Here is a 25064-nt window from a genome sequence, read left to right as displayed (position 1 = left end):
GCGTGTAACGGTCAGACGGACGAGAGGTCACGGCCTCTCGCCCCGACCCTCGGTCAGCCGCGTTGCGGCACACCTTTCTGCCCAGCCTTGCGGTTGGGGGCCATGCCGTTGGCCAACAGGGTTTCTTCGATGGTTTCGTACTGCACGCCGATGCGGTAAATCTCGCGGGCTTCTTTGCCGGTGGCGATTTCACGGCCCAGTTCATGGGCAATGCGCACGGTTTGCTGGATCTGCGCAACCGAGCTGAAACGATCGCCCTTGTGGTCAATGATAGTGTCTTCATTGCCCACGCGCGGGTGCATGCCCATGGCCATCGACATGGTGTTGAACGGCATTACATTCTTGAGCAGCGATTCGGAGGTCAGGGTGCAGCCGTCCGGTGCGCGGTGAATGAAGTTGAAGAAGTTGAACGGGTTCGGGCCATCGAAGCCGCCACCGATGCCGATCCAGGTCAGGTTCAGTGGGCCTTTATAGATACCCCTGCGCACCAGGCGCTCGAGGGTTTCCATGGCATGCATGCCGGTCAGCTGGAAGTGCGGCTGGATGCCGTTGTCCATCAGGCGCTTGAGGTGCTCGGCAACCCAGGCCGGACCTGCCGGTACGGTCATTTCGCTGTAGGCCGCCTGGATCATCGGGTTGGCCAGGGAGGTGCCTTCCAGGTATTCCGGATACAGCAGCTCCATGATGTTCATCTGAGTGGTGTTGATCGCCACCGTGACCTGATCCGGTTTCGGCGTCAGTTCGGCCAGCATGTGGCGGGTGTCATCGGACAGCCACTTGGCCGCTTCGCCATCGCTTTCCGGAGCGAAGGAAATCGAGCCGCCGACCTGGATGATCATGTCTGGCACGGCTTCACGCACACCGGCGATCAACTCGTTGAACTTCGACAGACGCTTGGACCCCTTGCCGTCCAGCTCACGCACATGCAGGTGCAGCACGGTGGCGCCGGCTTCATAGCAATCGACCGCTTTCTGGACTTGCTCGTCCATAGTCAGCGGGATGTCTTCCGGGAAGTCCTCAGGCATCCACTCCGGGCCGTACGGGGCCACGGTGATGACCACCTTTTCCATGTTTTCCGGGTGCAGGGAATCGTCGAAGAATTGCATGATCTACTCCAGTTCTTATGATTGTCCCGCCCACCCGGGGTCGTGCCGGGCAGACGTGTTTACGAGTGCGAATGCTGCGAGTGCGGATGCAGGTGGCGTTCGATCAGAACGTCTTGTCGCCGATGATCCCGGCGCGCTCCATCTTGCGATGGCACGGCGGGTAATCCATGACGGCGTAGTGCTGGGTACTGCGGTTGTCCCAGATGGCGATGCTGTTGGGCTTCCAGCGCCAGCGCACCTGATACTCAGGGATGTACGCCTGGCTAATCAGGTAACGCAGCAACTCGCCGGCGCCGGGGTTGGCGTCCTGGCCGAAGCGCACCCGCTCAGGGGTGTGGTAGTTGCTGAAGTGGGTGGTGAAGGCGTTGACGAACAGCACCTTCTCGCCGGTTTCCGGATGGGTGCGCACCACCGGGTGTTCGGCGTCCGGGTACATCGCCTTGAGCGCCAGGCGTTTTTCAATCGGCATGGCGGCACCGAAGCTCGCTTCGATGCTGTGGCGGGCACGCAGGTCGGCGATCTTGACCTTTACGTCTTCCGGCAAGTTCGCATAGGCCTGGACCATGTTGGTCCACATGGTGTCGCCGCCGACCGGCGGGCATTCCACGCAGCGCAACACACAACCCATTGGCGGTGCTTCGCGCCAGGTAGCGTCGGTGTGCCAGGCGTTTTCGTAGCGATCCATCGGCTGGTCAGGATTCTTGTAGATCCGCACCAGCCCCGGATGATCCGGATCACTGCCGGCCACCGGATGATCTTCCAGCTCGCCGAAGCGTCGGGCGAAGGCCACGTGCTCGGCGCGGGTGATGTCCTGATCACGCAGGAACACCACGCGGTGCTTGAGCAACTGGGCACGAATCTCGGCAAACAGACCGTCGTCATGCACCGCGTCGGCCAGGTTGACGCCGATCAGTTCGGCGCCAATGCTGCAGGTCAATTGTTCGACTTTCATGGCTGGCCGCTCCTTAAATGACGAAAATCGACGAGCCGGTAGTCTTGCGAGATTCAAGGTCGCGGTGGGCCTGCACGGCATCCTGCAAGGCGTAGTGCTGATTGATCTCGATCTTGATCCGGCCGCTGCCGACGTGGTCGAACAACTCGCCAGCCAGGGCGGCTTTTTCGGCCGGGTCGCTGATGTAGTTGGCCAGGGCCGGACGGGTCAGGTACAGCGAACCTTTCATCGCCAGCATCACCGGGTCGAATGCCGGGATCGGTCCGGATGCGGTACCCACGCAGACCATCAGGCCACGGGGTTTCAACGAATCCAGCGAACCCATGAAGGTGTTCTTGCCAACACTGTCGAACACCACGTTGACGCCCACACCGTCGGTCAATTCGCGAACGCGAGCGGCGACGTCTTCATGGCTGTAATTGATCGTATGGTCGCAACCGTGAGCCCGGGCGATTTCCGCCTTTTGCTCGGTCGACACCGTGCCGATCACGTTCAGGCCCAGCAGTTTGGCCCACTGCGAAACGATCAGGCCGACACCGCCAGCGGCGGCATGCAACAGGATGCTGTCGCCCGGTTTGAAGTCGTAGATGCGACGCATCAGGTACGAAGACGTCAGGCCACGCATGGTCATCGCGGCAGCGGTCTCGAAGCTGATGGTTTCCGGCAGCTTGATCAGCGGCGCAGCCGGGATCAGGCGCTCGGTGCTGTAGGCGCCGAGGGTGTTGAGAAAACCGGTGTAGGTGACGCGATCACCGACCTCGACATTGGTGACCCCTTCACCAACGGCCTGGACTACACCAGAGGCCTCGACGCCCATGCCGTTGGGCATCGGAATCGGATAGGTGCCGTTGCGGAAATAGGTGTCGGCATAGTTCAGGCCGACGGCCACATGACGAAGCCGAACCTGACCCGGACCGGGTTCGCCGACTTCGACGTCCTCATAACGCAGGACTTCGGGACCACCGGTTTCGTAGAAGCGTACGGCTTTAGCCATTTTTCTTATTCTCCAATCTGCAATATGGGCGTGTTGCATCGAATTGCGTTGATTGGACTGTAGGACGAGGCCTGTTGAGACGCTTCTCATCAGACGACAATGGCTTTTCATTTGGTGACAGGCAGAAACGGGATCGTTCTAGTCTGCCCCATCACCACCTGCGCTATCATCGCCCGCCTCGATCCCCCAAGAGTCTTGAACCCGGATGTCCGACACGCTGCCACTGCCCGACGATCACCCAGCCCTGCCGCCAGTTCTGGCCGGCCCGCTGTTGCGGCGTCTGGAGCCCACGCGGCTGGTGCTGTGGCTGGTGGGTTCCCGGGCGCTGGCGCTGACCTTGCGCTTGCAGGGCGTCGGCGATATCCGTCTCGATGCCGGGCAATGCACGGTGATTGCGGTGGGTGCTCATGCCTTTGTGCACTTGATCGATGTGCACCTCGATTGCGCCCTGCCCTGCGATGAGTCGATCGACTATGACCTTTTGATCGATGACACTGAAAAAGGCATCGCCGACTGGGCGCCGCACCTGCTGTATGGCGCTGCCCGTTGCCCGAACTTCGTCCTGCGCGCACGGGTCGACCAGTTGCTGCATGGCTCTTGCCGCAAGCCTCATCATCCGGCAACAGACGGCTTGCTGTGCGTCGACCAGTTGCTGGCACAGGAACACGCCGCAAAGGACCGCCCGGCACTGCTGATGATGACGGGCGATCAGGTCTACGCCGACGATGTCGCGGGGCCGATGTTGCGGGCGATTCACGCCTTGATCGAGCGCCTGGGCCTGTTCGGGGAACACCTCGAAGGCGCCGTGGTCAGCGACAGCGCCAGGCTCTACGAGCATCCGGCCAGTTACTACCACCGTGCGGATCTGCTGCCGTCGCTGCGAAGCAATGAAACCCTGCGCGAGCGTTTTTTCGGTGGCGCGCGCAAGCCGATTTTCACCAGCAGCAGTGCCGACAATCACCTGGTGACCTTCGCCGAAGTCATGGCCATGTATTTGCTGGTCTGGTCGCCAACGCCCTGGACCCTGATCGCGCCCCAGGCACCGACACTGACGCCAGAAAGGCTCAAGCGCTACACCCTTGAACAGACCCGCATCGATGCCTTCAAGGCAGGTCTTGGCAACGTCGCGCGGGCACTGGCGCATCTGCCGACGCTGATGATTTTCGACGACCACGACATCACCGATGACTGGAACCTTTCCGCGCAGTGGGAGGAAACGGCCTACGGCCATCCGTTCTCCCGGCGCATCATCGGCAACGCGTTGCTGGCGTACATGTTGTGCCAGGGCTGGGGCAACAATCCGGATGCTTTCGCCGCTGTGCTGGATAAGGCCGGCGCGTTGAGCGACAGCGCACGCGACCGTCACCTCGACAGCACGGTTCAGGATGACTTGATCAGTGACCTGCTGAAGTTTCAGCACTGGCATTACGTGCTGCCAACCACCCCGGCCATGGTGGTGATCGACACCCGCACCCGGCGCTGGCGCAGCGAGATGAACCTCAAGCAGCCTTCCGGTTTGCTCGACTGGGAAGCCCTGAGTGAACTGCAACAGGAACTGCTGGACCACCCGAGTGCGATCATCGTTTCGCCGGCGCCGATCTTCGGCGTCAAGCTGATTGAAACCGTGCAGCGGGTATTCAGCTGGTGCGGTTATCCACTGCTGGTAGACGCGGAAAACTGGATGGCCCATCGCGGTGCGGCACAGGTGATCCTGAACATTTTCCGCCACTCGCGCACCCCGGGTAACTACGTGGTGCTGTCGGGCGATGTGCACTATTCCTTCGTCTACGAAGTGCTGATCCGCCACCGCAAGGCCGGGCCGCGCATCTGGCAGATCACCAGCAGCGGCATCAAGAATGAATTCCCGGCCACCCTGCTCGAGTGGTTCGACCGCCTCAATCGCTGGCTGTACTCGCCACGTTCACCGTTGAACTGGCTGACCAAGCGTCGACGCATGCGCATCGTGCCGCATGTCCCGGAACACGCCGAAGCCGGTGAACGGCTATGGAACTCGGCGGGGATCGGCCAGGTGTATTTCAATGACCTGGGACAGCCGCAGACCATCTATCAGCACAACTCGAACGGCTCCCCGAAGACCCGGATGATTGCGCCGGAAGGCGATGATTGAGGTAGAGAAGACACCACAAAAAACTGTGGGAGCGACGGTGCGGCGATCCGACCTGCTCGCGAATGCTGTCTGTCAGTCTCTACAATTGTGACTGTCATACCGTCTTCGTCGGTACGCCGCCCGGAGCAGGCTCGCTCCCACAATCGGTCGGTGTCACTTATGAACCTCACCCGAACCCTGATCATCGGTAATTCCGGTTCCGGCAAGAGCTGGCTGGCGCAGCGGCTGGCCGAGCAACTGCGTGTGCCCTGGACCGATCTAGACCGGATTCACTGGCTGTCCGACGAACACAGCATCCCCCGCCCCCGCGCCGAAGCATTGACCATGGCGCGGATCGCGGCCGAACAAGAGCGCTGGGTGATCGAAGGCGTGTATGGCTGGATCGCCTGCGAACTCCTGCCACGGGCGACTGCGCTGATCTGGCTGAGCGTCGAGGACGAGGATTGCGTGGTCAACATTCGACAACGCGAGGCCGGGCGCGATGAGCAGGACCTGTTGCTGATTGACTTGCTGGAGTGGGCGGGCAGTTATCGTCAGCGGCAGGGGTCAAGTGGGTTTGCGGCGCATCAGCGACTGTTCGAGGAGTTTTGCGGTGGGAAAATCCGTCTGCGGGATCGGGAGGAAATCGCGGCGCTGGTTCATCACTCGTAAATTTTTGCAGCTGTGGTCGGACAATCCTGATGGATGGCGTGTAGCTCAGAATGGGATTACATCAGTCACGGAAACGTCCTGAGGAACATTCGGCGATACTCGATACAAGCGTGGATGCACTTTCCACGTCACAACCACTCGTAGGTATCGACTTGCTAACATGTACTCATTTCTGTACGTTCTCTGCATCAAGCGAGGACAATCACATGGAAACCATCAACTACACCAACGCTCGGGCACACCTGGCGCAAACCATGGACCGGGTGAATGAAGATCGCGCCCCGCTACTGGTAACCCGTCAGAAAGGCGAGCCAGTAGTGATGATGTCATTGGCCGAATACAACGCTCTCGAAGAGACAGCCTATCTGCTGCGCTCCCCAGCCAACGCTGAACGCCTGATCAAATCAATCGGTAACCTGCGAGCGGGCAAAACCAAAACCAGGCAACTGATTGAAGAATGAATATCGAGTTCACCCCTGAAGCCTGGGACGATTATCTCTGGTTCCAGCAGAACGATAAGGCCGGGCTCAAACGTATCAACCTGTTGATCAAAGCTATCCAGCGTGAGCCTTTCGACGGTCTGGGAAAACCCGAACCGCTCAAGCATAACTTGAGCGGATTCTGGTCACGCCGGATTACGGCTGAACATCGTCTGGTCTACGCCGTTGAAGACGGCGAAATACGCGTCGTGATGTGCAGATACCATTACTGAGCAGAACTTCAGCCCTCTTTCACCACGCTGCTCACCCCTCTGACAATCATCTCCACCTCCCGCTCATCAATGGTCAGCGGCGGTAGCAGGCGAATGGTTTTCCCCCGCGTGACGTTGATCAGCAAGCCATGATCCCGGGCGGAGATCAGGCTCAGGTCGCGGATCGGTTGCTTGAGTTCGATGCCGATCATCAGGCCCTGGCCGCGGATTTGCGAGACGTTCGGGTTGCCCGCCAGTTCTGTGCGCAATCTGTCGAGTAAACGCTCCCCCTGAAGCCGGGCGTTTTCCAGCAGCCCTTGTTCTTCAACGATATCCAGCACGGTGCATCCGACCCGGCAGGCCAGCGGATTACCGCCGAAGGTGCTGCCGTGGCTGCCCGGCGTGAAGAGTTCGGCCGCCTTGCCACGGGCCAGGCAAGCGCCGATGGGCACGCCGTTGCCCAGGCCTTTGGCCAGGGTCATGACGTCCGGGACGATGCCTTCGTGCTGGAACGCGAACCACTGGCCGGTGCGGCCGATGCCGGTCTGGATTTCATCGAGCATCATCAGCCATGAGCGCCGGTTGCACAGTTCGCGCACGGCCTTGAGATAGCCCGGTGGCGCCAGTTGCACGCCGCTTTCGCCTTGGATCGGCTCCATCAGGATCGCCACGATCCGCGAACCGTGGGCCTGTTGCACCTTGTCCAGCGCGTCGAGGTCGCCGAACGGCACTTTGACGAAGTCCCCCGGCAGCTTGTTGAAACCCAGGCGCACGGCTGGGCCATCGCTGGCAGACAACGTGCCGAGGGTGCGTCCATGGAACGCGTTCTCCATGACCACCACCAGCGGCTGCTCGATGCCTTTGTGCCAGCCATGCAGCCGGGCGATTTTCAGTGCGGTTTCGTTGGCTTCGGCCCCGGAGTTGTTGAAAAACGCCCGGTCCATGCCCGCCAGCCGCGTCAGTTTCTGCGCCAGCCGTTGTTGCCAGTCGATGCTGTAGAGGTTCGAGGTGTGCAGAAGTAACCCGGCCTGTTCAACGATGGCGGCAACGATTTTCGGGTGGGAGTGGCCGACATTGGTCACCGCCACACCGGCGACCGCATCCAGGTATTCGCGACCGGCCTGATCCCACAGGCGAGTGCCCAGGCCCTTGTTGAAACTCAAGGCCAAGGGTTGGTAAGTGCTCATCAGGCAGGCGGCGGTCATGACGTCAAGCTCCAGCAAGGGTCGGTGTTTTTGCAGTATGGTTAGCCACCCGAACTGGATAAACACCGTAAAACTTCAATCATTTAAAAGCAGAGCTTGATAATGGATCTGTTCCAGGCAATGACCGTCTACGTCAAAGTGGTGGAGACCGGCAGCATGACCGCCGCCGCCTTGCAGTGTGAAATGTCCACGACCATGGTCGGCAACCACCTCAAGGCCCTGGAGCAACGGCTGGGTGTGCGCCTGCTCAACCGCACGACGCGGCGCCAGCGGCTGACCGAGTTCGGTGCTGCGTATTACCAGCGTTGCCTGGAAGTGTTGGGGCTGGTGGCCGATTCCGAGCGACTGGCCGAGCAGGCGCTTGACGAGCCGAGCGGCATCTTGCGCATCACCGCGCCCTTGACCTTCGGTACCGAGCGCCTGGCGCCGGCACTGAGTGAGTTCAGCCGGCAAAACCCGCGGGTGAAACTCGACGTGGTGCTGACCAATCGGCGCCCGGATCTGCTGGAAAACGGCCTCGATGTGGCGTTTCGCCTCGGCGCGCTGGAACCCTCCAACCTGATCGCCCGCCCGCTGATCGACTACACCCTGACCATGTGCGCCTCGCCGGAATATCTCGCACGGCGAGGCACACCGCAAACGCCTGAAGACCTGCGCCATCACGACTGCCTGTCCTTTGCCTATCCGGCCGGGGATGACTGGCAATCGGTGCAAAAGGAATGGCGCCTGGCCGGTCCCGATGGCGAAGTCAGCGTGGGGGTCAGCGGGCCGATGCTGATCAACAGTTCGGCGGGGCTGCATCAAGCGGCGCGCACCGGCATGGGCATCGTGATGATGCCCGACGCCTTGGTCGAGCAAGACCTCAAGGACGGAAAGCTGCTGGCCCTGATGCCCGACCACTGCCCGCCCAGCCGGCCGATGCACCTTGTCTATGCCCAGGATCGCCACCGTTTGCCGAAACTGCGGCGCTTCGTCGAATTCGCCGTACAGAGGTGGGGCAAGCACTAGCCGGCCGAACAGGCCATGCAGTCGCTGATCGCCATTTACATCCCCGCCTTCACCAGCACTGGCTGTTCCTGATAACGATTCGGGTACAGCTGCTTCAACTGCGCGACCTTCGGCAAATCGTTGATCACGATGTACGGATAGGTCGGATGTTCGGTCAGGAAATCCTGATGCTCCTCCTCCGCCGGGTAGAAACCGTTGAAGGTTTCGAGCTTGGTGACGATCGGCTTGTCGAAGGCATGGGCGGCGTCGAGCTGGGTGATGTAGGCCTGTGCGACCCGCTGCTGCTCGGCACTTTTGGTAAAGATCGCCGAGCGATACTGGGTGCCGCTGTCCGGCCCCTGGCGATTGAGTTCGGTCGGGTTGTGCGCCACTGAAAAGTAGATCTGCAGCAAGGTGCCGTAGCTGACCTGAGCGGGATCGAAAGTGACTTCGACCGATTCCGCATGGCCGGTATTGCCGCCGCTGACGCGCTCATATTGCGCGGTATTGGCCGCTCCGCCCGCGTAGCCGGAGACGGCGTTCTTCACCCCTTTGACATGCTGGAACACCCCTTGAACACCCCAGAAACAACCACCGGCGAACACGGCGGTTTCACTATGGGCCTGGGTGGTTTCGTCGAGGGCCGGTGGTGGGATGATCACCGCCTCTTCGGCACCGCCGAACGAGAAGGCCGAGCATTGGCTGATGATGCCGGCAGCCGCCAGCCCCAACAGGGTACGGCGCCAGGTAAAGAGGGTTTTCATGGGGCGAACTCCTGAAGCGTTGGAAAGTAATCAGCCGAAGGTGAAGGCGTAAGCCGACGCACCCGGATCAAGAAACTCGATACTGAAAGTCCGGTCGGTCACGCCGCCGTTCTGCCGCACCAGTTGATACAAGCGCTGGTCGGTCACGGTGCCGCTGCCATCGGGCGCCACGTCCATGCCGTGGTCATCGCCCGGCGCCTTGCCGTCGATCAGCACCTTGAAGCGCACCGGCTTGCCATCGGCGCCAGGACCGAGCACCAAATGCAAATCACGGGCGTGGAAGCGATAGACGATGCGACTGGCCGGTGCGCTGGCGGTGGCCCGCTCCGGGCCGACATGCCATTGGCCACCCAGGCTCCAGTCGTTGAGAGCCAGTTGCGCCGGTGGGTTGTAGGCCGCGACCTTGTCCGGCACCAGCGCGGTTTCCGGTACGAAATGTTCCGCACGCTGATAGCCGACATAGGTTTCCGGCGACTGCACTTCGCTGTCGTCCGGGGCCATTTGCACGCCGTCGGCCTTGGCACTGATCAGTCCATCGGCGACCTTGGCCGCACCGGCCTCACGCAGCAATTGCTGGATGACTCGCTCCGATTCGGCGTACGCGCCTTCACCGAAGTGGTGATAACGAATACGTCCCTGGGCGTCGGCAAAGTAATGCGCTGGCCAGTACTCGTTGTTGAAGGCGCGCCAGATCTTGAATTCGTTATCGATGGCCACCGGGTAGGTGATGCCCAGATCCTTCATGGCTTTGGTGACGTTGCTGACGTCGCGCTCGAAGGCAAACTCCGGCGCATGCACACCGATCACCACCAGGCCCTGATCGCGATATTTTTCGGCCCAGGCTTTCACATAGGGCAGCGAACGCAGGCAGTTGATGCAGGAGTAGGTCCAGAAATCCACCAACACGACCTTGCCTTTCAAGGCCTGGGCATCGAGGGGTGGCGAGTTGAGCCATTGCACGGCGCCCTCCAGTGGCGGCAGGTTGCCTTCGACCGGCAAGCTGCCCGGAGTTTTCTCGGCCACGGGTATCGCGCCTTCGGCGGACGGGTTTTGCACCGTCATCGCCTCGCTGCTACGCGGTGGCTTACCGCCCAGTTTTTCCACCAACGCTTGCTCGATACCGCCGGTCGACGCCGTGGAAAACCGCGCCAGAACCCCCGTGTCCAGGCCCAGGGCAATTGCCGCTACACCGGCGAGCATCGCCGCGCCGAGACCGCGACGCACCCATTCACCGGCACCAATGGAGCGTTTCATCGCGGTGAAGACTTTGCCGCCCAGCAACAAGGCCAACGCGAGGGAGGTGGAAGCACCCGCGGCATACGCCAGCAGCAAAAAGGTGGTTTGAATGCTCGCGCCTTGCAGCGCTGCACCGGTCAGCAGCAAACCCAGGATCGGCCCGGCGCAGGGCGCCCACAAAAGGCCGGTGGCCACGCCGATCAGGAACGAAGCACCGGGATGTGGCCGCGCATCGGCGCCCGCCGCCTCCGACAAACGACTGCCCGCCGCCACCAGCGGCCGGGTCAGGCGCTCGGCCAGTTGCGGCAGCAACAGCGTCAGACCGAACAACGCGACGAACACCAGCGCCAGCCAGCGCCCGTACTGATTGAGTTGCACCACCCAGCCACCGCCCACCGCCGCCAACGTGGCGACCAGCGCGAAAGTCAGCGCCATCCCCACCAACAGCGGCAATCCGCTTTTGACGAAGGGTTGCCCGGTGCGGGCGAAGACAAACGGCAACACCGGCAGAATGCACGGGCTGACAATCGTCAGCACACCACCGAGATAAGCGAGGACCAGCAGCCACATGGCGATTACCTGCAAAAAGTGAGTGGAAGGAAATCACACCGTCTTCGGCACGAATTTCATCGCCAGGCCGTTCATGCAGTAACGCAGGCCGGTGGGTTTCGGGCCGTCGTCGAAGACATGGCCCAAATGCCCGCCACAGCGCCGGCAGTGAACTTCCTCGCGGACCATGCCGAACGCACGGTCCTGGCGGGTGGCCACGGCCTTGTCCAGCGGCGCCCAGAAACTCGGCCAACCGGTGCGGCTGTCGAATTTGGTCGCAGAGGAAAACAGCGGCAGGTCGCAACCGGCACAAGCGAAAGTGCCGTCGCGGTGCTCGTTGTTCAGCGGGCTGCTGTAGGCCCGTTCGGTGCCCTCTTCACGCAGGATGTCGTACTGCTCGTCACTGAGGATCGCGTGCCATTCGCTGTCACTGTGGGTCACTTCGAATACCTCCGCTGCGCTGGCCTCACTGATCAATGCCGGGCCTGTGGAAAACTTCGGCAACAGGCCGATTGCCAGGGCCGTCATCCCCAGCCCGCCGCTCGCGACAAGAAATTGCCGTCTTGAAAACATGCTCGCCTCCAAAAAATCCAGGGGTGTTTCATAGAACACAGCCTAGGCTTTGGGTGATCGCTAAATCCTCACGGGAAGTTAAACAATTCGTGATAACTCAGGCCCCGAAAAACCCGCACAATGCGTCCATTGCGCCGAAGGATTGAGCTGTATGGAACAGACCAAACGCGTCCTCGTGGTCGAGGACGATATGCATATCGCCGACCTGATCTGCCTGCATCTTCGCGATGAGCAGTTCGAGGTGGTGCACAGCGCCGATGGCGATGAAGGCATGCGCCTGCTGCAGCAAGGCAACTGGGACGCACTGGTTCTCGACCTGATGCTGCCCGGTGTCGACGGCCTGGAAATCTGCCGCCGCGCCCGCGCCATGGCGCGCTACACGCCGATCATCATCACCAGCGCGCGCTCCAGCGAAGTGCACCGGATTCTCGGCCTCGAACTGGGTGCCGACGACTATCTGGCCAAGCCCTTTTCCATGCTCGAACTGGTGGCCCGGGTCAAAGCGTTGCTGCGCCGGGTCGATGCCATGGCGCGCAACCTGAAGATGGACGCCGGCAGCCTGCTCACCGACGGCCTGGCCATCGACCCGATCACCCGCGAAGTGTCCCTCGACGGCCGTCGCCTCGACCTCACGCCCCGGGAGTTCGACTTGCTGTATTTCTTCGCCCGCCAGCCCGGCAAGGTGTTTTCGCGCATGGACCTGCTCAATGCCGTGTGGGGCTACAGCCACGAAGGCTACGAGCACACGGTCAACACCCATATCAACCGCCTGCGCGCCAAGATCGAGGCCGACCCGGCGCAACCGGTGCGCATCCTCACGGTCTGGGGCCGCGGCTACAAATTCGCCACCGGTGAGGAGCCGCAGCCATGAGGCTGACCCTGACGCAACGCCTGTCCCTGGTGTTCGCCGTGCTGCTGCTGGTGTGCTGCGGCACCTCGGCGTGGTTGCAAGTGCGCTCCAACCAGATGCATGAGCAGGAAGTGGTGCAAGGCTTGTCCCGGGACCTGGCGCAGCACATCGCCAGTGACACGGTGCTGATGGACACCCAGGGCCTGATGCCCAATGCCGTGCGTGACCTGTTCAGCAAACTGATGCAGGTCAACCCGAGCGTCGAGGTGTATCTACTCGACACCGAGGGCAAGATTGTCGGCAGCGCCGCGCCCGAGGGCCGGATCCGTCGCGAACGGGTAGACCTGGCGCCGATCCAGCGCCTGTTGCGGGGCGATGCCCTGCCGATTCTCGGCGACGACCCACGCAGCGTCGATGCACGCAAGGTGTTCAGCGCTGCACCGCTGAAGGTTGATGGCAAGCCGGCCGGTTATCTCTACGTGGTGCTGCTCGGTGAAGATCACGACCGCCTGGCCGAACGCGGTGCGACCAGCGCGGCGCTCAACACAGCGCTGTTGTCCATCGGCCTGGTGGCGTTGCTGTGCCTGATTGCCGGTCTCACGGCGTTTGCCCTGATCACCCGGCCATTACGCCGCCTGACCGAAACCGTCAGCCAGTTCGACATCGATGGCGTTCCGGTCACACCGGCCCTGCCCGTCGCGGTGGAAAAAGCCGCCAGCCACGATGAAATCGCCGTGCTCGATGCCGCGTTCCGGCAGATGCAGGCACGCCTCGGCGAACAATGGCGTTCGTTGACCCGCCAGGATCAGGAGCGCCGCGAACTGGTGGCGAACATCTCCCACGACTTGCGCACGCCGCTGGCCTCGCTGCACGGCTATCTGGAAACCCTGTCGCTCAAGGACGCCACCCTGTCCCCCGCCGACCGTCGTCGCTATCTCGGCATCGCGCTGGACCAGAGCCGCAAGGTCGGTGGTCTGGCGCAGTCACTGCTGGAGCTGGTGCGGCTGGAGCACGGCTTCGTGCAGCCGGTGCTGGAACGCTTCTCCCTGACCGACCTGGCCCAGGACATTTTCCAGAAATTCGAACTCACCGCCGAAGCGCGCAAGGTCGAACTCAAGGCCACGTTCGCGCCGAATGCCTCGGCGGCCTGTGCTGATCTCGGCTTGATCGAGCGGGTGCTGACCAACCTGTTCGACAATGCCCTGCGCCATACCCCGCCGGGGGGCGAGGTCGAACTGGGCCTGCGCCCGCAAGGCTCATTCATCGAAGTCACGGTCAGCGATACTGGTCCCGGCATTGCCCCGGAATTGCGCGAAGGTTTGTTCCTGCGTCCGTTCAATATCGGCGGCGCACGGCGTGATGGCGGGTTGGGGCTGCGGATCGTGCATCGCATCCTGCAATTGCACGGGCGCGAGATTCAGCTGATCGACGTGCCTGGGCGCGGGGCGACGTTTCGTTTTTCGCTGCCGATCGATGAGGAAACGGCAACCGCGTTGGCGGTGCGGTCGATGAACCTCAATACACCGAGGCAGGCCTGACAGACGGTGGTGTATGTCAGGGCCCCATCGCGAGCAAGCTCGCTCCCACAGTGGTTTTGGTTGTTCGCAGATCTTGCGTACACCCACTAACCCTGTGGGAGCGAGCTTGCTCGCGATGACGTCAGCCAATAAAACAAAGTTTTTCGATCAGTCGCGACTCCTGCGAAATCGCCCGTTGGCCTGTTGGGTCGTGACAACGCCGCCCCGGTCCAATAGATTAGTCGGCCTGAAAAAGCCCCCGTGCTTTCTCGCCCCTATTCAAGTTCAAAGAAGTAGTGAAATTTCAATGTCCGATTCCAATACCGCTGAATCCGTAGTCACCCTGTCGTCCAAAGCGGAATACGAAAACTCCATCAATCTTTCACAGCACGTGCCCCAGGCCAAGACCATCAGCGAGATGGTGCTGGATGCTTTCCAGTCCACCCGCGAAAGCGACCAGATCCGCGAACTGCGTGCCGCCATCCGTCAGGCCCACGACAGCTTCGACGATGACAAAGCCTACGAACTGATGGGCCAGCTCAAGCAACTCAAGGACGCCGAGGCCGCCGACATCGCCGCCCTCGAAGACCTGAGCAGCAAATTCCCGATCAGCCGCATCCTGTCCAGCTTCAAGGACGACCCCGCGTTCCAGGAAATCGTCTACGGCCTGGCCCTGAAGGTGCTGAACCAGACGCACCAGGCCATCAGCAACCCGAGCGGCGGCAAGAGCAAAGCCGCCAAGGCCAAGAAAGAAGTCGAAGTGTTCACCATCAGCAAGGACGGCATGAACGTCACCTTGCCGCTGCGCACCCCGCGCTCGCGCCTGAACGTCGACCGTGAAGCCCTGGAATTCCTCGGTTTCACCTTCGTTGGCGAAGGCGAGGAAGCAGAGCTGGAAAGCGAGACGTTCCTGGACAACAGCGGCGCCGAGCAAGCGGTCAACCGCAAGAACATCATTATTGCCCTGCAGCAGCAGACTGCGTTCGATGGTTATTCCATCACCGCACAGTAAGGCCCCCTCGCCACAAGGTCGTCAGCGACTGACTAAAAAGCCCCGCCAACTGAGCGGGGCTTTTTATTGCCCGTGATTCGGGCAAAACCGCGATTACTCTTCCAGTATCGACGCAGAACACCACTTCCCTTCACCCATGAGCACCACGGGTCCGCCTGCGGGGAGCGTCAACTCACTTTCCAGCCCAGACCTCAGTGGTGCAACTGCCGAGGTCATCATGAACACGACTCCCTTGTATCGCCAGTTGGCCAACCACTACCTGGACGCTATCCGCAGCGGCACGCTGAAAACCGGTGAACGCCTGCCCTCGATCCGGTTGATGATGGAAAAACACGCCGTCAGCCTGTCGACCGCCGTGCAGGTGTGCCGGGAACTGGAAGACTGCGGTGTGCTGGAAGCCCGGCCGCGCTCCGGCAACTACATTCGCCAGCCCGACACCCTGCCCAGGCCCGCCCCTATGGCCCTGGCGCCAGCGCTGGATACCCACGCGTATGTCGGCATTCATGAACAGGTCTGCGCGGTACTCAAGGCCAGCCAGCGCGCGACGATCAAGGTCAACTTTGCCAGCGCCTACTGCGCGCCGGAGCTTTATCCGCTCAAGACCTTGCAAGACAACATGATCAAGGCGCTGCGCTACGACGCTTGCCTGTTCGGCACCGCGGGCGGCGCTTGCGGCAACAGTGCTTTGCGCAACATCCTGGCCCGGCGGGCACTGGCCAGCAAGACCCACCTGCCCCCCGAGCGGATCGTGATCACTAACGGCGCCACCGAAGCGATCAACCTGGCCTTGCGTGCGGTCACCCGCCCCGGCGACACCGTGGCCGTGGAGTCACCGACCTTCTACGGTCTGCTGCAAATTCTCGAAAGCCTGAACCTTCGCGTGCTGGAAGTCCCGGCCTCGGCCCACACAGGGCTCAATCTGCAGGCCCTGCAACGGTTGCTGCAAGGTCCCGAACGGGTCAGGGCGCTGATCGTCATTCCCAACCTGCAAAACCCGTTGGGCAGCATCATGCCCGACGCCAACAAGGCACGGCTGGTGAAACTGTGCGTCGAGCACGACACCGTGCTGATCGAAGACGACACCTACGGCGACCTGGTGGACACCGAGCAGCCGCTGTCCACGCTCAAACATTGGGATAGCACCGACAACGTGATCTATTGCGCCTCGCTGAACAAAACCCTGGCACCGGGCATGCGCCTGGGCTGGATCAGTGCCGGCAAATGGCACGACCGCGTGGAGATGCTCAAACATGCGCAGTCGCGGGGGTGCGAGGCGTTATCACAACTGGCGGTCAGCGAGTTCATGCGAACACCGTCCTACGAGCGTTACCTGCGGCGGTTGAGGAAAGCCCTGACCCAACAACGTCAACAGATGAGCGAGGCGATTACCCGCTACTTCCCCCTCGGCACCCACGTGACCAACCCCCAGGGCGGCACGTTGTTATGGGTTGAACTGCCTCGCCGGCATTCATCGATGACGTTTTTTCACGAAGCGTTGAAGGCCGGCATCCAGATTTCACCTGGGGATATCTTTTCCAATGCCAATCGCTTCGATCACTTTGTGCGCATTGGCTGTGGCGCACCGTATTCGCCACGTATTGATGAAGCACTGCAGACGTTGGGCAAAATCCTGACAGCACAGGGTTAACCACACCTCCTACGGAGGGTTACAGGGGCGGTTGGTGCAAGCAAATGATATGCAGGTCGTCATTCCAGCGCGGAAAACGCTCGGCGATCAGCGGGTCGTGGCCGGGGATGACGTGGTCTTCGCTGTCGGCCAGGCGATCGATCTCGGTGAAGGCTTCGAGGGTTTGCGCCAGGTCATCGAGAATCGGAAACGGACTGCGCTCACGGATGTTGACCCACAAATGCGCGGCATCCGAGGCCAGCACAATCCAGCCGCGTTCAGTATTCACCCGCACGACCTGACTGCCCGGCGTATGCCCGCCCACCGGGTGCAGGGTCACGCCGGGCAGCACTTGCACCGTACCGTTATGCAAACGCATCCGCCCTTCGAACAGCGGCGGCAGCGCCGACATCACGTCCTCGACTTCGTAGGTTTTGTTCACCGTGCGATGGGCCATTTTCGGCCCGGTGCAGAAACGCAGTTCCGCTTCCTGCAAATGCACAGTGGCCTTGGGGAACAGCCCGAGGTTGCCGGCATGATCCCAATGCAAATGGCTAAGGATCAGGTGTTCGACCCGGGCCGGATCGATGTCCAGTTGCCGCAGGGATTCTTCCGGCAGGCGATACATCTGGCGATTGCGCCGCTGCGCTGTGGCCGGTTGAAAGCAGGTATCGACCACGATCACCTGCTGCTCGTTGCGGATGACCCAGAAGTAGTAATCCAGCGGCATCGGCGCATTCGGATCACCGCAGCAGGCGTCATAGAGAAAGTTCTCTTTGGCGGTGCGCTGGGCGTTTGCGCCGACACGGATAGCGAACACTTCGTACACGGGAATGGACATGGACACCTCCAGATTCAGGCCGCTGCGGTGGTTTTGAGGGTCGGACGGAAGTCGAAATCGACCTGGTCGCTGATGCCCAGGTCCTGAGCCAGCTTATGCAGGCCACTGTAGTCACGCATGATGGTCGCGTTCTTGTTGCTCTCGCGGGTGTCGGCAATGATCAGCGCCGCATCCTCGACCCCGAGCTGCGTCAGAATCGCCTCCCACATGGAGTAGTCCTGGGCGATAAAAGCACTCAGCGCCACCGACAGGTTGCGTGCGAAAAATTCCCGCTGGATAGGCTGCATGTTTGCGTACATAACCTTGGCCACTTCGGCCAGCACCTTGCTGTGAGCGTATTCGTCACGGTTGTGCAGCTCGGCCACCCGGCGGTTCTGCGGCTGGATGGTCTGGTCGTCCGCCAGCAAGTCCAGATAGGCGTTGACGCTGATCTCGGCCACTACCGCAAACGTAATCGCCGCCAGATCCCGCTGCCATTGCTCGGGCAGTGCGTCACACTGGGCTTTCAGGCGCAGGTAAGTGACGGAGGGTGGCAAGTCCAGATCCTGATCCAGCGCCCGGTCGAGTTTGGTCCGTTCGATGGCGCGCAGGTGCATCAACGTGTGGTAGTGCTCGTCGATCAGGGTTTGTTGCATGGCCTCGCGAAAATGCCAGTCATCCTTGCCCAGGTACTGATTGGCGATGACGCTCAGCGCCGGATTGACCACATGTTCCTCGGCGGTGACGGTGCGCAGGTTGTAGCCGATCCAGCCCCAGGTCACCACGCTGCTTTTGAGCTCGTCGCTCAACGCCTGGAATTTCGGATGATGAAAGAACGGCACCATGCACTCCGGGTAATCCGGGCGCGCCGGGTCGAACACTTCTTCGACCTGGCCCCTGTCCGGCGAACATACCGTGGCGCGCTTGGTCCAGGCCTGGTTGAGCCGCACGATCAGTTGATGATCGACCTGGGCGATCTCGATTGCTGTTTGCATGACGCGATACCTGTAAGACGCGTACCCGCCAAGGGATACGCCAAAAGAATGAAGGGCGACGGAAAAATCAGGCCAGCCAATAGCGGGTCAGGTTGCGCGCCGGGTCAGTGTAACGACTGCGGGCGTGGATCATTCGCCAGTTGTCCCAAATCAGCAGGCACCCGTCGGGAATCAGCACCGGAACGTTGTGCTCGACGAAGTACGCTTCGCCGAGCACGGCAAACCTGGCCAGCGGCGAGGTGCTGTTGGTCACCAGCGATTGCTGCAACGCTTCCTTGGACGGGTTCACGTCGCCGTAGTGAAACTGGTTGTAGCTGAAGCGGAAAATATCCCCGTCCTCCGTAGGCGTGAGGATGTACTCCTTGACCCGCCGCTGTCCCGGCTCCCCCGGTTTGGCGGTGGCGACAAATTCTACCGGCGTGTCATCCAGCCACTCACGCAGTTCTGGTTCACTGCGTTCCAGGGACTTGAGAAACTCGTAACCGTCCACCAATCCGGTGTGCCCGCCACCGCACGTGGCCTGTTTATGGCAATGCAGCGCCAGGTAGCGCGGTGGTGGGCCGTACACCGGCGCTTCAGTGTGCGGGCCGATGCCGTTCATGCTCTGGGAATACGGCAAGTCTTCGTAACCCGGCTTGCGGGTAATGGCAAAGGCCATCTGGCCGTTGAACTGCGGAATGATCGGACCGAATTCGCACAAGGTGCCTACGACATCTTCGGCAAATTCGTCCGGGGTCAGCACCGTCCAGCCCAACGTCGACAGTTCTTCGTGACGATGGCCCAGCGAAATGCGAGGTTGAGACGCAACAATCCCTTGGTCTGACATGGTGAGATTCCTGGCGGGTTATCCGGCGTTGACGGTGGAGGTGTACGCGGTGATGAAGTCGCGGCAGGCGTCACCCGGTCGATAGCGCTGCCCGTCGATGCTCTGCACCGGGGTGATTTCGGCGGCGGTGCCGGTGAGAAAACACTCATCGAAGTCGCCAAGCTCTGTAGGCAAAATCGTGCGTTCAACCACCTGGTAGTCCAGCGCCCTGGCCAACTCGATCACCGTCTGGCGGGTGATGCCGTTGAGGAAACAATCCGGCAGCGGCGTATGCAGCGTCCGGCCTTTGACGAAGAACACATTGGCGCTGGTGGCTTCGGCAACATGGCCGCGCCAGTCGAGCATCAGCGCATCGTGGTAACCCGTGTTCTCGGCGTCGTGCTTGCTCAGCGTGGCGATCTGGTAATGCCCGGAAGCCTTGGCTTCGAACGGGCTGCTGCTCGGTGGCGGACGACGCCAGGTCGCGGTTTTCAAGCGGATGCCGGTCATACGTGCCGCCGGGTCGAAATAGCTCGGCCACTGCCAGCACGCGATGGCCACGTGCACACGGTTGAAACGCGCCGAGGTGGAAATCATCTCGCTGCCACGCCAGGCCACCGGGCGCAGGTAGCCGTCGACGACCTTGTTGCGTTGCAGCAGTTCATGGCTGGCCGCTTCCAGTTCAGCCAGCTCATGGGGGATGGCAAAGTCCATCAGTTGCGCCGAGCGGTACAGCCGCTCGCTGTGTTCGCGCAGCTTGAAGATCCTGCCGTTGTAGACCCGCTCGCCTTCATACACGGTGCTCGCGTAATGCAGGCCATGGGTCAACACATGCAACTGCGCCCGGGACCACTCGACGAACTCGCCGTCGAGCCAGATAACGCCCTCGCGTTGATCAAACGGGATACTGCTCATATCCATATCTCCCCATTGTTCATGAATTTTCCTACGCCGTTTCCAGCAACACGGGTATCAATTCCGGCACGACGGTGAGCTCGGTCTGAAAGAAGAACGCACGCTCGCCGAAGGCCGGTTGCAGGTCATCGAACCAGGTCACCTGCGGATCGAAGCGCGCGTAGAACGTGCGCAACACCCATTGCGGATTGCGTGCCTGGAGGAACTGCAAAACGAAGACCTTTTCCCCGGCGACGGTCTCGATGCCGTTGATCAACACCTTGCCGTAGAAGGTGCTCATGGACGGCCCGCGCACCGTGCGCGCCAGCCCCGACACCGTGCGGTACGCCGCCTGGAAGATCTCGAAGGCCCGGGCCAGCGGCATCGCGAAGTAGTGGCTGGGCCCGGTGTCACGCTCGACGAACATGTAATAAGGCACGGCCCCGAGCCGCACCCCTTCGGTCCACAGCGCGGCCCAATCGGCGGGGTTTTCGTTGATATGGCGGATCAGCGGCGCCTGCATGCGCAGCGTCGCGCCCGTCGAGCGGATGCGCTCGATGGCCTGACGGGCGATGGCCTGACGGATCTCCACCGGGTGGTTGTAGTGGCCCATGATCGACAGGTTTTTCCCCGCCGCGACGATGCGCTGGAATAGCATAAGCAACTCAGGCGAATCCTTGTCGCTGACAAAACGCTGCGGCCAGTACGCCACGGATTTAGTGCCGATGCGGATGCTCTTCAGGTGCGGCAACGCCAGCAGCGGCTCGATGTAACCGGCCAGGGAGCGGGTGTTCATGATCATCGGGTCGCCGCCGGTAATCAGCACGTCGGTCACTTCGCTGTGCACCCTCAGGTAACTGACCAGCTCCTGGGACTCGCGGGCGTTGAACTTGAGTTCTTCCTCGCCAATGAACTGCGCCCAGCGGAAACAGAAGGTGCAGTACGCGTGACAGGTCTGACCGGCACCGGGGAAAAACAGCACGGTCTCGCGGTACTTGTGCTGGATGCCCGGCAGGACTTTGCCGTTGAGGGTGACACCGTTGTGGGTCAACTGCCCGGCCGGATGCGGGTTCATGCGGCGCCAGATCGCCTCGATCCGACGCTTGATCGCCGCGCTGTCATCCAGCTCGATCAGGTGTTTGAGCGAGGCATATTCCTCCGGCAGCAACATGTCCTTGTGGGGGAAGGTCATGCGGAACACCGGATCGTCCGGAATGTTGTTCCAGTCGATCAGCGTACCCAGCACGTATTCGTTGGTGCGAAACGGCATGACCCGCGCCACCACGGTCATGGCCTCCTGCAATGCCGGCGTCAGCTTCTGCCAGTAAGGTGAATCGCGGATGGTGCGTGAGTTATAGGGTTTGTAGCGTTCGTGCTCCGACAGTCCTTGCATGGCCGCGCTCCTGGTGATTGCCCTGAGTGTTGTTACGCGATGGCCGGCGCTTTGCGCTCTATGTCCATCCACGCCCGGACGCTGTCGCGATCCCACTGGCGGCGCACATACGCCGCGAGCCGTGCCGGCACCGGATCGCCGTTGGCAACCAGGCGGTTGAGCATGATTGCCAGGTCGGTGTCGGCAATGCTCCAGTCACCGAACAGATGCTCGGCGCCCTCTTCCAGCAAATGCTCGGCGACGAAGAACAGGCGCTCGACGGCGGCTTGGGCATCGTCGGACAGCGCGGTGTTTTTCTTGCCGAAGTAGACCAGGTCAAACGGGCGCTCCTTGCGCACCACCAGCAAGTCACTGCGCAACCAGGCCTGCAATTGACGGGCACGGGCGCGCTGCTGGATGTCCTGCGGATAGAGTTTTTTATGCCCTGAAGTGAGTTCATCGAGATATTCGGCAATCGCCGATGATTCCGACAAGGCAAAATTTTCGTGGACTAACGTTGGAATTTTGCACGTCAGCGAAAGATCGCGATAAGTCGCCAGATAGTTTTCGCGTGTTTTTAGATCAACCGCAACCAGTTCAAATGAAAGTTGCTTTTCCTTGAGCGCCACAAAAGCCGACATTGCAAAAGCGCTGACATAATCGGCGCCGACATACAGTTTTAGCTTCCTGTTTTCCATAGAACACTCCTTTGACCAACTGCAGGGATTAACGTGCATTTGAAGTGATCGTAGTTAGTTGAATGAAGGCTGAATAGATACAGAATTTGCCCGTTTCAATCGATACAGAAAGTTGTTTTCCACCGGTAGACACGCAGCCAAAACCCCGGCAATAGCGCTGCAAAGGGCGATACCGGGGCAGGTCTGAAAAACAGAAAAGGGAGCCCACGAAGGTGGGCTCCCTGGGCTGATGCGCTGGGAAATTACGGCTGGGTGGTGATCAGGCCATGACTGTCGGCAAAGTTGGAAAGCAATGCCATCTGCGGCATGTTGCTCATGTTCAGCATCGCCAGTGGCTCGTGTTTACTGGTGTTGACGAAGCCGTGTTTAGTCCACGCCGGCACCAGCAGCACGTCGCCGCTGCTGACGTTGACCTCATCGGCATCGCCGAGGGTCATCACGCCGCTGCCGCACTGGATGACAAACAGATGCCACCAGGAATGGGCATGACCGTTGAGCGTCACACCGGGGTTCAGCCATTGCATGGCGATCGCCATTCCAGGCGTCACTTCACAGCCCTCAATGCTCTTGTCGTGAGCCAACGCGACAATATCAACGTCGCTGGCTTCAAGTGTTTGACGCATACCCGCAAGTTCACTGCCTTTCCACACCTTGGGACTTGGCGTTCGATGGTGCAGGCTTTGACGAAAGTCCTTATATGAAAAAAACGCACCTTGAAAGTTATCCATTTGCACGTCCTTTCTTTTTATTACCCATACTTTGGCGCTAAACCTTAAGTTAACGGTTCAGCGCTGTAAAGCCGGGGAATAATTTACAAAACCGATGGACGCAAGGCGGCAATCATGTCCACTTCTATCGCGGCATTCTTGGGTAACTGATAAACACCGACTGTGGTGCGCGTATGTTTACCGGCATCGCCCAGCACATGGCTGAATACATCCGAGGCGCCGTTGGCCACTTCGCTCAAATCGACAAAATCCGCCGTGGACTTCACATAGACCGTTACCCGGATCAATGACTTGATCTTGTCCAGCGAACCAATGGCATCGACGATCAAGGCCAGCCCGCGCATCGCACTGATGCTGGCAGCCGCTTGCGCATCGGCCATGTTCAGGTCCAGCCCGACGCGGCCGGGGTAATGAATCTTGCCGTTCATACGCGGCACCAGGCCGCTGATGTACAGCTCATCGTGATGACGGATCAGCGGCGCGTAATGCCCGCCTGCGGTGTTTTCGCCGTAGATGTCGTAGCCAAACTCTTTGGCCAGGGCGATGAAGCGTTCATCGCAGGTCATGTGCTGGATCATTGATCGAACCCTCTTAATCAGTAATGCAAAAACCTGATGCTTGCTGGCTCAACACACGGCGCGGGTGGCCGGTGCCAGGCAAGTCACCTCAATGCGTGACTCAATCGCCTCGGCCAGACGCAACAGGTCGTTGCTCAGTTGCCCGTAGTGTTCGTTGAACAACACGATGTGGCCGATGAATGAGAAGTTGTCTTTGACCAGCGCGCTGACCGAGTCACCGATACGCTTGGCGTACTGGCCTTCCACCAGATCGATACGCAGTGCGCGGGCCAGGGCCTCGATGTCAGGCGTCGCACGCAAGATGCCGCCGTCCGGCGCCCTGAGCAGGCGAATGCCGCAATAGCCATGGGCCACGGGTTCATGCTGTTCGGTCTGGCCTTCCACCGCCCAGCGCACCCAGCGTTCCCACGGATCGAAATTGACAAAGGCGCGTTTGGCCAGGTCCCAGATGTGCATGCCGCCGGGACGCATGTTGGTTTCCACGGCGGAGGTCAGGTTGTCGCTGCGCAGGAACACTTCGTTGTGCCAGGCACCATTGGTCTGGGATACCAAACTCGACATATGCCGACCGGCTGCCATCAAACGCGTCTGTACTTCAGCCGGAAGCGGTGCGGGTACGACTTGCTGGATCTCTGCGCGGTAGGCGCCTTCGGTGGTGGTTTTTTCAGTCACCCAAGTGCTGCCGGCCACGTAGTCCCAGCTGTATTCGCGGGCGTTCTGCACCAGCGCTTCAAGGACGATGCCGCCTTCGCGGTAAGGCTTCAGGGCGAGCCAGGCGTCATCGCATTCCGAAGGGTGATGGATGACACGACAGCCCCGGCTCGCGCCTTCGCAGGCCGGTTTGATGAAGCCCTTGCCGCCCAGTTCGACGACGCGTTGGCGCAGTTCCGGCAGGCTTTCGACCCGCGCGGAAAACACCGGTCGGTATTCTCCGGGAGAGGTGCTGGCCGCCGCTTCGAGCCGACGGAAGATCTGCTTGTCCAGGCCCGCCCGCGCTTCGCCTGGGGTAATGCCCGGCAGGCCGAAGTGACTGGCCAGCGCTGCACCGAGCAGCACGCCGCGATCGGAAAACGGCAGCACGCCGATCAGTTTCCAGCTGTCGGCATTCAGGCACCCGACCACCAATTGAAGGGACGCTGCCACGTCTTTCTCGGCCAGCGAAGTGCTGCAGACGTGATCGGCCACCTGTTCATCATGGGGCTGAATTTTCTCGACCAGCAGGATGAGCCTGGCGTTGTAGAGCGACTTGCACAGCTCGCGCAGTTTCTGGATGTCGTGAACCCGATTGCCGTTGTAACCAACCACTACTACGCATGAAGTCGTATTCATTGA

General features: G+C 60.8%; 25 protein-coding genes. 9 read left to right on the top strand and 16 right to left on the bottom strand.

Going from position 1 to position 25064, the window contains the following annotated elements; translation table 11 throughout:
- Positions 1 to 53: 53 nt before the first annotated feature.
- The 3 genes from AC1D1M_RS16170 to AC1D1M_RS16160 form a co-directional block, all read right to left on the bottom strand.
- On the bottom strand, positions 54 to 1106 hold the full coding sequence (locus tag AC1D1M_RS16170; RefSeq protein WP_477776420.1) for a beta-keto acid cleavage family enzyme: 1053 nt from the start codon (positions 1104 to 1106) through the stop codon (positions 54 to 56).
- 103 nt (positions 1107 to 1209) lie between these two features.
- Positions 1210 to 2058, bottom strand: a complete 849-nt coding sequence (locus AC1D1M_RS16165) for a TauD/TfdA dioxygenase family protein (protein WP_007979208.1) — start codon at positions 2056 to 2058, stop codon at positions 1210 to 1212.
- Positions 2059 to 2071: 13 nt separating this feature from the next.
- The gene (locus tag AC1D1M_RS16160; protein ID WP_223448320.1) at positions 2072 to 3052 is read right to left on the bottom strand and encodes a quinone oxidoreductase family protein; all 981 of its coding nucleotides are present in this window, start codon (positions 3050 to 3052) and stop codon (positions 2072 to 2074) included.
- A gap of 205 nt (positions 3053 to 3257) precedes the next feature.
- On the opposite strand from AC1D1M_RS16160, the gene AC1D1M_RS16155 reads away from it, so the two are divergent.
- The 4 genes from AC1D1M_RS16155 to AC1D1M_RS16140 all read left to right on the top strand — a co-directional run bounded on the left by AC1D1M_RS16155 (position 3258) and on the right by AC1D1M_RS16140 (position 6543).
- A complete protein-coding gene (locus AC1D1M_RS16155) occupies positions 3258 to 5180 on the top strand; it encodes an alkaline phosphatase D family protein (protein ID WP_477776419.1) in 1923 nt (640 codons plus the stop codon).
- A gap of 159 nt (positions 5181 to 5339) precedes the next feature.
- Positions 5340 to 5831 (top strand): P-loop NTPase family protein, encoded by a 492-nt coding sequence (locus AC1D1M_RS16150; RefSeq protein WP_477776418.1) that lies wholly within the window; start codon positions 5340 to 5342, stop codon positions 5829 to 5831.
- Between the two features lie 206 nt (positions 5832 to 6037).
- Complete coding sequence (locus tag AC1D1M_RS16145; RefSeq protein WP_056728535.1) at positions 6038 to 6292, top strand: type II toxin-antitoxin system prevent-host-death family antitoxin; 255 nt, start codon at positions 6038 to 6040, stop codon at positions 6290 to 6292.
- Complete coding sequence (locus tag AC1D1M_RS16140) at positions 6289 to 6543, top strand: Txe/YoeB family addiction module toxin (RefSeq protein ID WP_015093589.1); 255 nt, start codon at positions 6289 to 6291, stop codon at positions 6541 to 6543. The genes AC1D1M_RS16145 and AC1D1M_RS16140 overlap by 4 nt, the downstream gene beginning before the upstream one ends.
- Before the next feature lie 8 nt (positions 6544 to 6551).
- Here AC1D1M_RS16140 and AC1D1M_RS16135 read toward each other — a convergent pair whose 3' ends face one another.
- On the bottom strand, positions 6552 to 7727 hold the full coding sequence (locus AC1D1M_RS16135; RefSeq protein WP_477776417.1) for an acetylornithine/succinylornithine family transaminase: 1176 nt from the start codon (positions 7725 to 7727) through the stop codon (positions 6552 to 6554).
- Positions 7728 to 7829: 102 nt separating this feature from the next.
- Here AC1D1M_RS16135 and AC1D1M_RS16130 point away from each other — a divergent pair, with 102 nt between their 5' ends.
- A complete protein-coding gene (locus tag AC1D1M_RS16130) occupies positions 7830 to 8735 on the top strand; it encodes a LysR family transcriptional regulator (protein ID WP_477776416.1) in 906 nt (301 codons plus the stop codon).
- A 35-nt stretch (positions 8736 to 8770) separates the two neighbouring features.
- Here the strand turns inward: AC1D1M_RS16130 and msrA are convergent, their stop codons facing one another.
- Genes msrA through msrB form a run of 3 tightly spaced genes read right to left on the bottom strand, consistent with a single transcriptional unit; the run spans position 8771 to position 11836 of the window.
- Entirely contained in the window at positions 8771 to 9478 is a 708-nt protein-coding gene (gene msrA, locus AC1D1M_RS16125) for a peptide-methionine (S)-S-oxide reductase MsrA (protein WP_477776415.1), read from the bottom strand.
- A 30-nt stretch (positions 9479 to 9508) separates the two neighbouring features.
- Complete coding sequence (locus AC1D1M_RS16120; RefSeq protein ID WP_477776414.1) at positions 9509 to 11284, bottom strand: cytochrome c biogenesis protein DipZ; 1776 nt, start codon at positions 11282 to 11284, stop codon at positions 9509 to 9511.
- A gap of 33 nt (positions 11285 to 11317) precedes the next feature.
- Entirely contained in the window at positions 11318 to 11836 is a 519-nt protein-coding gene (msrB, locus tag AC1D1M_RS16115; RefSeq protein ID WP_477776413.1) for a peptide-methionine (R)-S-oxide reductase MsrB, read from the bottom strand.
- 151 nt (positions 11837 to 11987) lie between these two features.
- Here msrB and AC1D1M_RS16110 point away from each other — a divergent pair, with 151 nt between their 5' ends.
- From AC1D1M_RS16110 to AC1D1M_RS16095, 4 genes are all read left to right on the top strand, one after another.
- A complete protein-coding gene (locus tag AC1D1M_RS16110) occupies positions 11988 to 12707 on the top strand; it encodes a response regulator transcription factor (protein ID WP_008000098.1) in 720 nt (239 codons plus the stop codon).
- The gene (locus AC1D1M_RS16105; RefSeq protein ID WP_477776412.1) at positions 12704 to 14224 is read left to right on the top strand and encodes a sensor histidine kinase; all 1521 of its coding nucleotides are present in this window, start codon (positions 12704 to 12706) and stop codon (positions 14222 to 14224) included. Before AC1D1M_RS16110 ends, AC1D1M_RS16105 begins: the two co-directional genes overlap by 4 nt.
- 286 nt (positions 14225 to 14510) lie before the next feature.
- A complete protein-coding gene (locus AC1D1M_RS16100) occupies positions 14511 to 15215 on the top strand; it encodes a hypothetical protein (RefSeq protein ID WP_477776411.1) in 705 nt (234 codons plus the stop codon).
- Positions 15216 to 15432: 217 nt separating this feature from the next.
- Positions 15433 to 16863: an aminotransferase-like domain-containing protein gene (locus AC1D1M_RS16095; protein ID WP_477776410.1), complete on the top strand. Its 1431-nt coding sequence runs from the start codon at positions 15433 to 15435 to the stop codon at positions 16861 to 16863.
- A gap of 19 nt (positions 16864 to 16882) precedes the next feature.
- Here the strand turns inward: AC1D1M_RS16095 and AC1D1M_RS16090 are convergent, their stop codons facing one another.
- The 9 genes from AC1D1M_RS16090 to AC1D1M_RS16050 form a co-directional block, all read right to left on the bottom strand.
- Positions 16883 to 17683: an N-acyl homoserine lactonase family protein gene (locus tag AC1D1M_RS16090; protein ID WP_477776409.1), complete on the bottom strand. Its 801-nt coding sequence runs from the start codon at positions 17681 to 17683 to the stop codon at positions 16883 to 16885.
- A gap of 14 nt (positions 17684 to 17697) precedes the next feature.
- Positions 17698 to 18657, bottom strand: a complete 960-nt coding sequence (locus tag AC1D1M_RS16085; protein ID WP_477776408.1) for a diiron oxygenase — start codon at positions 18655 to 18657, stop codon at positions 17698 to 17700.
- Between the two features lie 67 nt (positions 18658 to 18724).
- Complete coding sequence (locus tag AC1D1M_RS16080) at positions 18725 to 19483, bottom strand: TauD/TfdA family dioxygenase (protein WP_477776407.1); 759 nt, start codon at positions 19481 to 19483, stop codon at positions 18725 to 18727.
- A gap of 18 nt (positions 19484 to 19501) precedes the next feature.
- The gene (locus AC1D1M_RS16075) at positions 19502 to 20377 is read right to left on the bottom strand and encodes a branched-chain amino acid aminotransferase (protein WP_477776406.1); all 876 of its coding nucleotides are present in this window, start codon (positions 20375 to 20377) and stop codon (positions 19502 to 19504) included.
- Between the two features lie 31 nt (positions 20378 to 20408).
- Positions 20409 to 21749 (bottom strand): KamA family radical SAM protein, encoded by a 1341-nt coding sequence (locus AC1D1M_RS16070; RefSeq protein WP_477776405.1) that lies wholly within the window; start codon positions 21747 to 21749, stop codon positions 20409 to 20411.
- Between the two features lie 32 nt (positions 21750 to 21781).
- Positions 21782 to 22426 (bottom strand): glutathione transferase, encoded by a 645-nt coding sequence (gene yfcF, locus AC1D1M_RS16065; protein ID WP_477776404.1) that lies wholly within the window; start codon positions 22424 to 22426, stop codon positions 21782 to 21784.
- 242 nt (positions 22427 to 22668) lie between these two features.
- Positions 22669 to 23154 (bottom strand): cupin domain-containing protein, encoded by a 486-nt coding sequence (locus tag AC1D1M_RS16060; RefSeq protein WP_477776403.1) that lies wholly within the window; start codon positions 23152 to 23154, stop codon positions 22669 to 22671.
- Between the two features lie 83 nt (positions 23155 to 23237).
- The gene (locus AC1D1M_RS16055; protein WP_102701083.1) at positions 23238 to 23732 is read right to left on the bottom strand and encodes a RidA family protein; all 495 of its coding nucleotides are present in this window, start codon (positions 23730 to 23732) and stop codon (positions 23238 to 23240) included.
- Positions 23733 to 23780: 48 nt separating this feature from the next.
- Positions 23781 to 25061, bottom strand: a complete 1281-nt coding sequence (locus tag AC1D1M_RS16050) for an ATP-grasp domain-containing protein (protein ID WP_477776402.1) — start codon at positions 25059 to 25061, stop codon at positions 23781 to 23783.
- Positions 25062 to 25064 lie beyond the last annotated feature (3 nt).

The organism is Pseudomonas sp. P1_F7 (genome assembly GCF_056405655.1).
Note: the sequence above shows the minus strand (reverse complement) of the source record. Positions and strands in the feature narration are given on the sequence as shown.

Excerpts from the sequence above, each read along its gene's own strand:
- AC1D1M_RS16170 (WP_477776420.1), bottom strand. The coding sequence starts at position 1,106 with ATGCAATTCTTCGACGATTCCCTGCACCCGGAAAACATGGAAAAGGTG.
- AC1D1M_RS16165 (WP_007979208.1), bottom strand. The coding sequence starts at position 2,058 with ATGAAAGTCGAACAATTGACCTGCAGCATTGGCGCCGAACTGATCGGC.
- AC1D1M_RS16160 (WP_223448320.1), bottom strand. The coding sequence starts at position 3,052 with ATGGCTAAAGCCGTACGCTTCTACGAAACCGGTGGTCCCGAAGTCCTG.
- AC1D1M_RS16155 (WP_477776419.1), top strand. The coding sequence starts at position 3,258 with ATGTCCGACACGCTGCCACTGCCCGACGATCACCCAGCCCTGCCGCCA.
- AC1D1M_RS16150 (WP_477776418.1), top strand. The coding sequence starts at position 5,340 with ATGAACCTCACCCGAACCCTGATCATCGGTAATTCCGGTTCCGGCAAG.
- AC1D1M_RS16145 (WP_056728535.1), top strand. The coding sequence starts at position 6,038 with ATGGAAACCATCAACTACACCAACGCTCGGGCACACCTGGCGCAAACC.
- AC1D1M_RS16140 (WP_015093589.1), top strand. The coding sequence starts at position 6,289 with ATGAATATCGAGTTCACCCCTGAAGCCTGGGACGATTATCTCTGGTTC.
- AC1D1M_RS16135 (WP_477776417.1), bottom strand. The coding sequence starts at position 7,727 with ATGACCGCCGCCTGCCTGATGAGCACTTACCAACCCTTGGCCTTGAGT.
- AC1D1M_RS16130 (WP_477776416.1), top strand. The coding sequence starts at position 7,830 with ATGGATCTGTTCCAGGCAATGACCGTCTACGTCAAAGTGGTGGAGACC.
- msrA (WP_477776415.1), bottom strand. The coding sequence starts at position 9,478 with ATGAAAACCCTCTTTACCTGGCGCCGTACCCTGTTGGGGCTGGCGGCT.
- AC1D1M_RS16120 (WP_477776414.1), bottom strand. The coding sequence starts at position 11,284 with ATGTGGCTGCTGGTCCTCGCTTATCTCGGTGGTGTGCTGACGATTGTC.
- msrB (WP_477776413.1), bottom strand. The coding sequence starts at position 11,836 with ATGTTTTCAAGACGGCAATTTCTTGTCGCGAGCGGCGGGCTGGGGATG.
- AC1D1M_RS16110 (WP_008000098.1), top strand. The coding sequence starts at position 11,988 with ATGGAACAGACCAAACGCGTCCTCGTGGTCGAGGACGATATGCATATC.
- AC1D1M_RS16105 (WP_477776412.1), top strand. The coding sequence starts at position 12,704 with ATGAGGCTGACCCTGACGCAACGCCTGTCCCTGGTGTTCGCCGTGCTG.
- AC1D1M_RS16100 (WP_477776411.1), top strand. The coding sequence starts at position 14,511 with ATGTCCGATTCCAATACCGCTGAATCCGTAGTCACCCTGTCGTCCAAA.
- AC1D1M_RS16095 (WP_477776410.1), top strand. The coding sequence starts at position 15,433 with ATGAACACGACTCCCTTGTATCGCCAGTTGGCCAACCACTACCTGGAC.
- AC1D1M_RS16090 (WP_477776409.1), bottom strand. The coding sequence starts at position 17,683 with ATGTCCATTCCCGTGTACGAAGTGTTCGCTATCCGTGTCGGCGCAAAC.
- AC1D1M_RS16085 (WP_477776408.1), bottom strand. The coding sequence starts at position 18,657 with ATGCAAACAGCAATCGAGATCGCCCAGGTCGATCATCAACTGATCGTG.
- AC1D1M_RS16080 (WP_477776407.1), bottom strand. The coding sequence starts at position 19,483 with ATGTCAGACCAAGGGATTGTTGCGTCTCAACCTCGCATTTCGCTGGGC.
- AC1D1M_RS16075 (WP_477776406.1), bottom strand. The coding sequence starts at position 20,377 with ATGAGCAGTATCCCGTTTGATCAACGCGAGGGCGTTATCTGGCTCGAC.
- AC1D1M_RS16070 (WP_477776405.1), bottom strand. The coding sequence starts at position 21,749 with ATGCAAGGACTGTCGGAGCACGAACGCTACAAACCCTATAACTCACGC.
- yfcF (WP_477776404.1), bottom strand. The coding sequence starts at position 22,426 with ATGGAAAACAGGAAGCTAAAACTGTATGTCGGCGCCGATTATGTCAGC.
- AC1D1M_RS16060 (WP_477776403.1), bottom strand. The coding sequence starts at position 23,154 with ATGGATAACTTTCAAGGTGCGTTTTTTTCATATAAGGACTTTCGTCAA.
- AC1D1M_RS16055 (WP_102701083.1), bottom strand. The coding sequence starts at position 23,732 with ATGATCCAGCACATGACCTGCGATGAACGCTTCATCGCCCTGGCCAAA.
- AC1D1M_RS16050 (WP_477776402.1), bottom strand. The coding sequence starts at position 25,061 with ATGAATACGACTTCATGCGTAGTAGTGGTTGGTTACAACGGCAATCGG.